11 protein-coding genes are annotated in these 9,871 nt (G+C 53.8%); 9 read left to right on the forward strand and 2 right to left on the reverse strand.

Annotated elements, in window-relative coordinates; translation table 11 throughout:
• Positions 1-178 precede the first annotated feature (178 nt).
• Together P8Z34_15960 and P8Z34_15965 are read left to right on the forward strand one after the other, a co-directional pair.
• Entirely contained in the window at positions 179-562 is a 384-nt protein-coding gene (locus P8Z34_15960) for an STAS/SEC14 domain-containing protein (protein MEJ2552167.1), read from the forward strand.
• A gap of 166 nt (positions 563-728) precedes the next feature.
• On the forward strand, positions 729-1,112 hold the full coding sequence (locus P8Z34_15965; GenBank protein MEJ2552168.1) for a hypothetical protein: 384 nt from the start codon (positions 729-731) through the stop codon (positions 1,110-1,112).
• A gap of 110 nt (positions 1,113-1,222) precedes the next feature.
• Here P8Z34_15965 and P8Z34_15970 read toward each other — a convergent pair whose 3' ends face one another.
• Positions 1,223-2,023 (reverse strand): hypothetical protein, encoded by an 801-nt coding sequence (locus P8Z34_15970; protein MEJ2552169.1) that lies wholly within the window; start codon positions 2,021-2,023, stop codon positions 1,223-1,225.
• Between the two features lie 177 nt (positions 2,024-2,200).
• On the opposite strand from P8Z34_15970, the gene P8Z34_15975 reads away from it, so the two are divergent.
• From P8Z34_15975 to P8Z34_16000, 6 genes are all read left to right on the forward strand, one after another.
• Positions 2,201-2,446 carry a hypothetical protein gene (locus tag P8Z34_15975; GenBank protein MEJ2552170.1) on the forward strand — a complete coding sequence of 82 codons (246 nt, stop codon included), beginning with the start codon at positions 2,201-2,203 and terminating at the stop codon, positions 2,444-2,446.
• Between the two features lie 344 nt (positions 2,447-2,790).
• Positions 2,791-4,773, forward strand: a complete 1,983-nt coding sequence (locus P8Z34_15980) for a hypothetical protein (protein ID MEJ2552171.1) — start codon at positions 2,791-2,793, stop codon at positions 4,771-4,773.
• Positions 4,774-4,880: 107 nt separating this feature from the next.
• A complete protein-coding gene (locus tag P8Z34_15985; GenBank protein ID MEJ2552172.1) occupies positions 4,881-5,330 on the forward strand; it encodes a hypothetical protein in 450 nt (149 codons plus the stop codon).
• A 51-nt stretch (positions 5,331-5,381) separates the two neighbouring features.
• A complete protein-coding gene (locus P8Z34_15990) occupies positions 5,382-5,774 on the forward strand; it encodes a hypothetical protein (GenBank protein ID MEJ2552173.1) in 393 nt (130 codons plus the stop codon).
• 101 nt (positions 5,775-5,875) lie between these two features.
• Complete coding sequence (locus tag P8Z34_15995) at positions 5,876-6,538, forward strand: DUF4332 domain-containing protein (protein ID MEJ2552174.1); 663 nt, start codon at positions 5,876-5,878, stop codon at positions 6,536-6,538.
• Between the two features lie 187 nt (positions 6,539-6,725).
• Positions 6,726-7,520: a hypothetical protein gene (locus P8Z34_16000; protein MEJ2552175.1), complete on the forward strand. Its 795-nt coding sequence runs from the start codon at positions 6,726-6,728 to the stop codon at positions 7,518-7,520.
• A gap of 108 nt (positions 7,521-7,628) precedes the next feature.
• On the opposite strand, the gene P8Z34_16005 is transcribed toward P8Z34_16000, so the two are convergent.
• On the reverse strand, positions 7,629-8,792 hold the full coding sequence (locus P8Z34_16005; protein MEJ2552176.1) for an amidohydrolase family protein: 1,164 nt from the start codon (positions 8,790-8,792) through the stop codon (positions 7,629-7,631).
• 164 nt (positions 8,793-8,956) lie between these two features.
• On the opposite strand from P8Z34_16005, the gene P8Z34_16010 reads away from it, so the two are divergent.
• Positions 8,957-9,586, forward strand: a complete 630-nt coding sequence (locus P8Z34_16010; protein ID MEJ2552177.1) for a hypothetical protein — start codon at positions 8,957-8,959, stop codon at positions 9,584-9,586.
• The last annotated feature ends 285 nt before the right edge of the window (positions 9,587-9,871 follow it).

Genomic DNA, 9,871 nt, shown 5'->3' on the forward strand with positions numbered 1-9,871 from the left:
CGACTCGACGCCGGAAGGCAAAGTCGCCCTCACGCCGGCATACAAATGAGGGCCGGTTCTATGGTGCCTTCTCCGCCCTATCATCGACCCATCGTTTGCGTGACGGGCAGGCGTGGGTATATGATGAAACCGAACGTTCCGCTCACCCGGTGGTATTGCAGAACAGAGGGGGGTGACCGTGCCAATAAACTATCGCATCGATCCTGAACGAAACCTCGTCACGACTCGGGCGGAAGGCGTCGTCACAGACGAGGATATGGTTCGCTACCGCAGCCAGCTCAGTTCGGATGTGGACTTCCAGGCCGGCATGAAGATCTTGTCCGATCATCGTAACGTCGAACGGCACCAGATAACGGTGGAAGGGATCTACCGCAGCATGAAGGTGGACGAGACGCTCGAGGTTAAGTTGAAGGACTGCAAGCAGGCCATCGTGACCCAATCCGATCTGCATTTCGGCATGATGCGCATCTATCAGATGATGATGCGTGACACATTTCCAAAGATCGAAATATTCCGCGATATAGCTGCGGCCGAAGCGTGGCTCTTCAGCGAAGAAGAATGAAGCGCCGGCGAATTATCTAAATCGGGGAGCAACTTCCGTGAAACAGCTCGCGCTGCCAAGCCCCTGAAATCCCTGATGCTTCACCATCTCTTTTCTCTTTGCCTCAAAATGACGTAGAATGGAAGTGGATAAGCTTGTCGATTGTCCAGTGAAAGGGGATGATCACATGCATGTTTCAATTCAGATCGAGCCGGAGAGTGGTATTGCCATCGTAACCTGCTCGGGAGAACTGCGTGTCAGAGACGCCAAGGAAGATGTGGTAGCGCTGTGGAACGACACCGATTGGGCAGGCAAATCCGCCGTTTGGGATTTCCGGGAAGCGCAGTTTGTCATTTCCTCGTCGGAAGTTCAAGCGTTGGCAGACTTCGTACTGACCAATCAACCTGCACCGCCGGAGAAAGTTGCTTTCGTCACGGGACGTGATGTCGATTTCGGACTGGCGAGGATGTTCGAAGCCTTCCGCAGCGATCCGCGCACGGCATTTAAAGTGTTTCGAGAATTCGATGCCGCTTTACGCTGGGCAGGTGCGCAAGAACCCAACGCCGCCTGAACTACGGAAAAAACGCACCCAACCCGGGTGCGTTTTTGAGTCTGCCTCGATTGAGATCAGCGCTGCGCGCCGCTGCGAGTCGATCCGTCGTCGCGGAGACGCATCCCGGCTCACCAGCGAAACGCACGAGCACACTGCGGGCAGGTAAGGGTGGGATTGACTTCCGGATCGCGAAGCGAGTGGGTTTGAAAACGGTACCCACAATACGGGCAACTCACGCGCCACTGCCGCAGGGGTTCGATGCCGACGGCCTTGAAACCATAATAGCCCGCCACGAGCACACAAATTAGCGCAGCGACTTCCATGAATTGCAGAGTTTCTTCGGCTCTCGTGCTGATGATCGAGAAGAGCAGTATGCCGACGATCCCTGCCCCCAGCGCGGCTTTCCAGGAGTGCCTCGCGGGAACAGAGAACTTGGTCAAACGCGAAAACAAGGAGGGCTTCCGGGTTTTCGTACTTTCCCGCGCCTGCTGTTCACACCGCCAGAGTACATAGACCCCGCGGCCGCCTTCTCCGGGTGGATACTGGATGGAGGCGCGTTCGTCTTCGGTGATGGTTTCCCCACACGCCCAGCACGTCGGCCGAATGATCCCGTTGGGATAGCTTACTTTGATGCCCCCGGCCACGGGCTCGATGACCGCGCCCGGCTTGAGTTCTTCGATCTGTTTTACGGACAGCAGAATGCCCGACGAATCCAGAAAAGCGCGCGCGTAGCGCGGTCCCTCGCCAATGTAGCCGAAGCGCAGAAAGTTGATATCGTAATCCCCGGTGCGCGGTCCAGAATGCACGGTGTCCCCTTGGTAGACGAAATCGATGTCGAAATTGGGATAGTGGCTCAGGAATTCCACCCGTTGAAGAGGGCCGTACTTGGAGATCAATTTCTTTGCCAACTCGCGGTAATGTTGTTCCATTGTGATACTCCTCTTGACAAGTCGATGCTGCAGCCCCGGCAAGTTGCCTGGCTATTATGTCACGAAACCGAGCCGCCGCATCGGCGATCCGAAGCGATAATATCATCCTGCGCCCATCGAGCAAGCCTTCTTGCGCGGAAGACATCGTTGGATATAAGATAGACAGAGTTCGGCAGAATGGATGCGGGGAGGAAAAAAGCCATACCGATCACGTATCAGATCGGCTCCGAAAGAAAGCCGATCATCTTCACGGCTTCCGGCGTGCTCGAGGAACACGAATACAAGGAGTGCCGGGCGACGATCGTCGATGATCCGCCGTTCCGTCCCGGGATGGATCAGATCGCGGATTTTCACATCGTCGAGAAACAAGTGCTCACAAAGGAAGGACACAGTCGAAACAAGTACTTCCAGATCACATCATAGATGTTGTTGTGAGGATTCCGTCAGGCGATTGTATCCAACTTCGATCCACGAGATGGCTTAGCGCAGAAGTTCATTGCGAAAATGAGAGAAATACAGCTCGAGGTGCGAGATTTCAGAGATCTGGCGGATGCGGAGAATTTCCTCATCGAGGAATTGATGTAACTCCTATAAAAATGTATCTGAATTAATAATTTTCTCGAGACAGTCCATAAACGAATCGGCGAGATCAATATGCTTTTGTCGCCTATCTACTATCAAACATGATTGTTGTATATTGACAAGTTCGACGTTTTTATTCAGTATATATCCTTCCTGGTAAATATCTGGAATTAGAATTTTCCGCTATGAAAAAAATAATATCCATCTTCTCCGCTCGGAGTCTTCGGATAGCCGTTATCTGCTTAATGGCATTCGTGGCGATGTATCAGACCGTCAGCCTGATTAAAGGTGACGGGAGGTTGTGGATTAGCCGAATCTCCCGGACCTATCAACTTACTTCCATGGAACGCAGTGGAATCTTCATTCTTGGTTCAAGTGGGCATGAATATATGGATTTTCTCATTTCCAATGTGCCCGACAATGCGAAAATCGTCGTTCCACCTCAGTCTGTCCTCTTCTCACAACAATCGATCCTGCAATATTTCCTCATGCCCAGGGGGGTCATATATTGTGGTTGTGATGAAGATCCACAATTCTATTCGATCCATTGTGTCGAATGTCTACAAAATAACTCCAGCTATGTCCCAGCGATCGGTGAGTTCCCTTCCCCAGCGACGATGGCAGGATATAAGGAACTCATTCCGAACACAACGGACTCCTACTTATATCATGGTGTATACGCGCCAATTTCAACGACTTCCTTACACAATCAAACACAGGATGTCCATGAGTTCTCGCTTCCCACAGCATTGCTACTAGATATTATTATTTGTGCGCTATTTTTTTATCTCGGCTTTCAATTAACGTCCATCGTTTTTCAGGGCAACGACAAACTCCATGCCATCATCACCGGGATTCCCGTAGGTGTCGGAACGCTGACCTGGGTGATTTTCATGGCTTCATGGGCGGGTATACCGCTTACACTTAGCTCGATTGCAGTCATCTACACCGTGTTGATTGTTACCATTTCCATTGTTAAAAGACTTTTTACTTTACGGGTTAATCTCCAAACTGAGACATTATCCCTAACGTCATCGCTTCCGGATGCCAAGATCCCACGAGTGGTATTTCTGGGCACTCTTTCACTGCTTGTATTCTTGCTTGTTCTAGGAACCCTGATATCCGTTGGGCGTGGGTATTCGCTCTATGATGGAATTGTAAATTGGGCCACAAAGGGATATGGGATCGCGCTTGAAGGTTCCGTCTTTGCCGGCCAAAATTGGGGTGGCCATAACCTAGAATATCCACAGAACATACATATCATGATTGCCATCTTTAAACTCGTGGACGGCGATATCCTGCCCGGTTCAAAATTGATACTTCCGCTATTTTGTGCCTCATTATTACTCGGTTGTTTTGTTACCCTACGAGAGCAGCGAGTCCAGAGTCCTTACGCCTCAATAGGAATGCTGACGATATTCTCTTTACCGATAGTCTTCACACACGCCACAATAGGGTGGAGCAATTTCATCTTCACGACCTACATCATCCTAGGTGTGATTTACTTCACAAATGGAATCGCACATCAAAGGTCCAGCTACCAAATTCTTGGTACCTACCTGCTTGCTTTTGCAGCCTGGACCAGACCTGAAGGTGTGGGATATTCTTTATCACTAATTATTGGAACAATTGGTATTACTTTGATAGTCCGAAAACGGATTAGCCTTACGAAATGGCTACTCCCCGCCGTGTTGATTCCTGCTTCCTACCTGATTTTTAGTTCGGCATTCCTTCAGGTTGGTGAAATCGGTGCTACTCTCAAACGTTTTTCCGAGACCGTCGCCGATGACTCATTCAGTTTACGACCATTCGTTTTTCTTTTGGAATACACCTGGAATAAACTGCGTTTAGTAGAAGATTGGGGGTACATTCTGCCGGTATTGGTCTTCCTTGGGATTGGATTTCTCGGCCAAATTAGATATCGAAAACTCGATCTACGTACACTTACCCTTTTCACGGCTGCAGCAACCGGTGTCATCTTCACGCTTACGCTGTTCTTTGTCGCCTATGCAGACAAAGCAAATCAATACAGAGATTATTTAAACGTTTCGCTCAATCGCGCAATAATGCCAGCGATGATTCTTTTACTTCTCTCATTGCTCGTGGCGCTTGCTGGTCATCCAACCACATCTCGCGATAAAATCAAAACAGGGAATGCCGAAGAGTAAAATAGAGCCCCTCTATTTCGGTCGCCGCTTGTAAGTTATCTCATTCGAGGTTCGACATTCTCTTTCCCTGTACGGATCGTTGTTGCACGTAGTACGGAGTTGGATATATGATAAAAACCCCACGACGAACTGCACGGGTCGCCTGGGTGTTGAAAGGGAAAGAAGCCATACCGGTCACGTATCAGATCGACTCCGAAAGAAAGCTGATCATCTTCACGGCCTCCGGCGTGCTCGAGGAACACGAATACAAGGAGTGCCGGGCGATGATCGTCGATGATCCGCAGTTCCGTCCCGGGATGGATCAGATTGCGGATTTCCGCGCCGTCGAGAAACAAGTGTTCACACAGGAAGGACACGATCGATTCGTCGAACAGGAAAAATCTTTAAAGCTCCTGTTCGGAAATTGCCGCCAGGCGATCGTTGCCTATTCCGATCTTCACTTCGGCCTCACCCGCCAGATTCTGGCCGAGCTGGGGGAGTCCCCGAAAGAAACACAGGTATTCCACACCCTGGCGGAGGCCGAAGCCTGGCTCTTCGCCGACGACGATCGAGGCTGAAGTCGGCAAAGCCATCCATTCGGCCGGTCATCGAGCCCGGAGGGGGCAAAAATGCCCATCACCTACCAAATCGACCCCGAACGCAATCTCGTCACCGTCGAGGCGCACGGCGCGCTGCGTGCCGGCGACTATATCGACACGCGTACCCGGCTCGCGCACGACTCCCTGCTCCAGCCCGGCATGGACCAGCTTCTGGATTTCCGTGACGTCGAGCGGCACGAATTGTCCATCGAACTCTACAGCCGTTTCGTCGAGCTGGAGCGCTCGCTGCAAGATCGCTTCGGCGACTGCCGCATCGCCGTGGTGACCCATTCGGATCTGCACTACGGCTTCACGCAGATGTTCGTGGTGGAGATGTGGAACGTGCGTCCCGATTACCGCGTCTTTCGGGCGTTGGAAGCGGCGGAGGAGTGGCTGTGGGGGAGGAAGAACGTTGAGGCTTAATCGGCCACTTTCTGGATGCTAAGGGGGCTGACGTTTTGAGATAATCTCTGCTGATGCGGCATGCTTGTTCATTCGTCGTTTCACGGCCTGAGGTGAGCAAAATGAACTACCACATCGACGCCGAAAAAATCCGCCTTGATGAGATACGCAAGCGGATCGAAACCACAGATCTCGTTCCCAGCCGGATTTCGCTGCTGGAAGCAACGGCCGCCAAATTCAAAGCCTTCGAAAACGCCGGCCTGAAGACGCTGGCCGATCTGCGCCATGAACTCAAGAACGCCAAACGCCTGGATGCGCTATCGGCAGCGACGGGAATCGAGAAGGACTACCTGATCCTGCTGCGGCGGGAGATCGAGGGCTACTTTCCAAAGCCGGCCGCACTGAAGGAATTCGATGGACTGCAACGAGGCGAAAACGAAAAGCTCGAAAAGCACGGCATACGCAATGCGGCCGAGGTATACGAAGCGACGCGAAACGCCAGGAACATCGCTGCGCTGGCAGAATCGACAAGCGTTGACGCGTCCACCCTGAAAACACTCTCGAATTGGGCCGATCTTACCAGGATTCGTTGGGTGAGCCCGCTGACGGCCAGGATGCTCGCGGACGCCGGTTACGACAGCGCCGAAAAAGTGGCCGAGGCCGATCCCGAGACGCTTTGCGCCGCGCTCGAGCGCCTGAACGAGGGCGGCAGGTACTTCAAGGGCAAGATCGGGCTGCGCGATATCCGGCGCCTCGTGCATGCCGCCGGATACGCCGTGCGCTGAAGATTCGCCGCGTAATTAAAAGCACCAACGCGAAAAACGAAACCTCCCACGCTGCAAATCAGGCGGAAAGTCGATCTTTACGGCAGCCTGCATCATCGAACCTCGATGCCTCGCGAAAATTGTATAATCAAGCAGCATACCGCGTTCCCTGCTCCCACCAGGCTCCCACCAGAGGGTAAATCTCCGGATGTTCAAACGCCAGCGGAATATGATCTTCTTCAGCCTCGCTTTTTCGATCCTCGCTGCGGTCCACCTCGTCCCGCCGAATTATCGCAACCTGGTCTGGCTGATGCGGGCCCGTGCACTCGCCAGGGTGGTCCACGGCCTCGGAGAGTTTTTTGTCTACGCCGTGCAATACATGTGGGGCGGACCCTCTCCAGCGGGCACGTTTATCGGCCTCAGCCTGCTGGCGCCCATCGTCTGGCTCGCGGCGAGACGCTTGTGGACCGATCCGAACGAAGGTCGACCCACCATGCTGTTATTTGCCGCACTCAACCCCATCATCGGCATTCTTACGGTGTACGCCGGCTGCCTTCTGGTCGAGGAACCGCGCCGGGAGTGCAGGCTTCAGGCCGCAGAGGGACGCCTGCTCGAAATCGTCTCCTACGCCGAAATCGGCTGGAACGCCGAGCAGCGGCTCTTTCTACTCAGCAGCACGGACGACGGCGAAAGTTGGAGCGAGGTCATGTACGTCACACCGATCAGCCCGTCTTTCTCGTGCGGAACGTTGGCGAGATTCGACGAGCAGTTCTACGCATATTGGATCGGATGGAAGCTGGCGGTTACCCACGACGGCGGCGCAAGCTGGGCGGTGTGGGATCCGAGTCAGTTGACTCCCGACTGGTACTGCTGCAGCGAGCGGCTGATCCGCAGCGTCATCTTCACGGGGCCTTCAACCGGGATCATGGAAGGGTCGTTCGGTTTCGTGGACAGCGATTACCTGATCACGAACGACGGGGGAAAAACCTGGATGGTTCCTTGAACGGCCTGATCTCTGCTCTTGGAACTTCTTTCTTTTCTACCCAGACACGATGATCGGCTGGAGGAATACTTCCCATCTCACAACGGGATAGCGGGGTAAGAGGAGTGTTTATCCTTCTCCTTCAGATTGAAATTCCGTCTCCAGCATTTCCTGCAGTTCCGCTTCAGGAAACCAGACGCCCTTCACCACGACGCCGGCGACCGTAGACGTGTTGGCAATGTCCTCCAGCGGATTCTCGTCCAGCAAGACCAGGTCGGCGTCCTTGCCCACCTCAACGGTTCCCAGGCGTTCTTCGTAGCCCAGCATTTCGGCGGCGTTGCGGGTGGTGGTTAACAGCACCTCGTAGGGCGTGAATCCCGCCTCGTGCAGGCGCTTGAATTCCTCGTGCAGACTCGACCCGGGATGGATGTAGGCAATGCCCGTGTCCGTCCCGGAAACGAAACGCCTCACGCCGTTTTCGTAGAGAATTCGGAGGATCGCCGCCTTCTCGGGCGCGGCGACGATGGTGGGGCAGTTCCACACCCCGGATTCGATCGTCAACCGGACGAGCGCAGCATCCACGCTGTCGTTGGTCAGGGTGTAGCCCCGCAGGTGCTCGATCGAAAGCTGCCCGGATTGGATGACGTGCTCCAACCCCACGACGAAGGGCACGTGCCCGACGACGGGCAGGTCGTATCGCGCCGCCTGTCGGACGATCTCGTCGTACACGGGCAGGCTGAGGTTGTCGTACACCTTGACCGCATCGTATCCGTCGGCTTTCATCTGCTCGATCGCCCCGGCGACCTCGGCGGGATCCTCGATGATCAGGCTTCCCACCCAGGCGGCGGGCCTGCCGTCGATCAGCGGGCCGGTGGTGTAGACCTCCGGATGGGGCAAATTTTCCGCCTCCCAGCGGGCCACGTCCACCAGATGCTCGGGTTTCCCCCACATGTTGCGCACCAGTGTGATGCCGGCGGCCAGAAACCGCAAACGGTCCTGCGGATCGGTGAGATGGACGTGCATGTCGCTGAAGCCGGGGAGCAGGTATTTGCCCCCGGCGTCGACGATCTGCGCCTCGCGGCCGTAGTGCAGATCTTCGAATTTGCCGACGGCTTTGATCTCGCCGTTCTTCACCACGACGGCGTAGTTTTCCAGAACGGTCTCGGAGGTCATGGGAATCACGTTGACGTTCTCGAAGACGAGTTCCGGCGTGATGCGCTCCGGGCCGCAGCCCATCGACATGAGACTCACGACCACGACAAGAAACGCGAGTACACGGGATTTGGCATTCATCTTGGTCCTGTCCTCTGCAACATTACGATCAACACGCAACTTCATCATTATAAATCGACACGATCCTGACTAAAGTGTAGACCTCCTGCTGTATAATCATATCGAGGGACAAACCAATTCTCTCGAAAGTCCGTTCACTTCTGACTCCATCGAGGAGGGACACGATGAAGATTCGGAAGTTAGCTTTCTATCTACTCCTGTTGTTATGCACAACGCTCCTGCTCGACGCCTGCAATAAAGAGATGGACATCCCAGCCGGATACGAAGAGGCGATGGGGCAGACGATCTATGGGACTGCGGATCTGTACATCGAGCACGTTGTTCCCATGGGCATGGGCGAGATGACCGCCGAGACTACGATCCCGTTGGAGTTCCCCGTGAAGATTGGTAATCGACACGTCGATTCAGGTGAGTTCTCGATTGACTGGGAGGACGAAAGCGAGTGGAACTTCGCCGGAGCAGGAGACTTCGTAGGGGTGTCCTCGATCGTAATCGTACCCGTGACCTATGAAGTGCGGGGGGTTTTCCACAACTGCGAATTCAAGATGGACATCGTCGAGATCATGCATTTCTCGCAGGTCAAATGGGCCGAGGTGCTGGCGTACGGTACGCTCGAGGTCGACATGGGGGAGGATAATGATTGGACCTACTTCGATAATGTATTCACCGGTGAACAGCCTACCATCACCATGAGAGATCCTGGTGTAATGGGCAGAGTATTCCTGCAGCTTTCGAACGTCGCCCTGCCGCCTGATACACTCCTTATTTGCAACTGGGAAGATCCGAATTATTAGGCCGGAAGCCAATCCGGCGCTGTCTAAAGAAAATCAGCACCGCGCCCTCACGGGCGCGGTATCGAGTCAGTCTCTTACCAATTGCCTATTCTTGTTTCCCGTTCATTTATGTATAGTACATATATATTTGACCCGGATAGGGATATAATGCAATTGTCGGCGCACGACCATTCGTGCAGTAGTGTTTGTGTAGAGAAAGAACAGCTATGCCCATCATCTATCAAATCAACCCCGATCGAAACCTCGTCACATTCAATGCATACGGTATTCTCAAGGAACCGGAAT

This window comes from Anaerolineales bacterium (assembly GCA_037382465.1).
In the GTDB taxonomy this organism is placed as follows: domain Bacteria; phylum Chloroflexota; class Anaerolineae; order Anaerolineales; family E44-bin32; genus WVZH01.

What these genes read in the sequence shown, in the direction of transcription:
- P8Z34_15995 (MEJ2552174.1), top strand. Translation starts at nt 5,876, where the DNA reads ATGAACTACCACATCGACGCCGAAAAAATCCGCCTTGATGAGATACGC.
- P8Z34_15965 (MEJ2552168.1), top strand. Translation starts at nt 729, where the DNA reads ATGCATGTTTCAATTCAGATCGAGCCGGAGAGTGGTATTGCCATCGTA.
- P8Z34_15990 (MEJ2552173.1), top strand. Translation starts at nt 5,382, where the DNA reads ATGCCCATCACCTACCAAATCGACCCCGAACGCAATCTCGTCACCGTC.
- P8Z34_15970 (MEJ2552169.1), bottom strand. Translation starts at nt 2,023, where the DNA reads ATGGAACAACATTACCGCGAGTTGGCAAAGAAATTGATCTCCAAGTAC.
- P8Z34_15985 (MEJ2552172.1), top strand. Translation starts at nt 4,881, where the DNA reads ATGATAAAAACCCCACGACGAACTGCACGGGTCGCCTGGGTGTTGAAA.
- P8Z34_16005 (MEJ2552176.1), bottom strand. Translation starts at nt 8,792, where the DNA reads ATGAATGCCAAATCCCGTGTACTCGCGTTTCTTGTCGTGGTCGTGAGT.
- P8Z34_16000 (MEJ2552175.1), top strand. Translation starts at nt 6,726, where the DNA reads ATGTTCAAACGCCAGCGGAATATGATCTTCTTCAGCCTCGCTTTTTCG.
- P8Z34_15975 (MEJ2552170.1), top strand. Translation starts at nt 2,201, where the DNA reads ATGGATGCGGGGAGGAAAAAAGCCATACCGATCACGTATCAGATCGGC.
- P8Z34_16010 (MEJ2552177.1), top strand. Translation starts at nt 8,957, where the DNA reads ATGAAGATTCGGAAGTTAGCTTTCTATCTACTCCTGTTGTTATGCACA.
- P8Z34_15980 (MEJ2552171.1), top strand. Translation starts at nt 2,791, where the DNA reads ATGAAAAAAATAATATCCATCTTCTCCGCTCGGAGTCTTCGGATAGCC.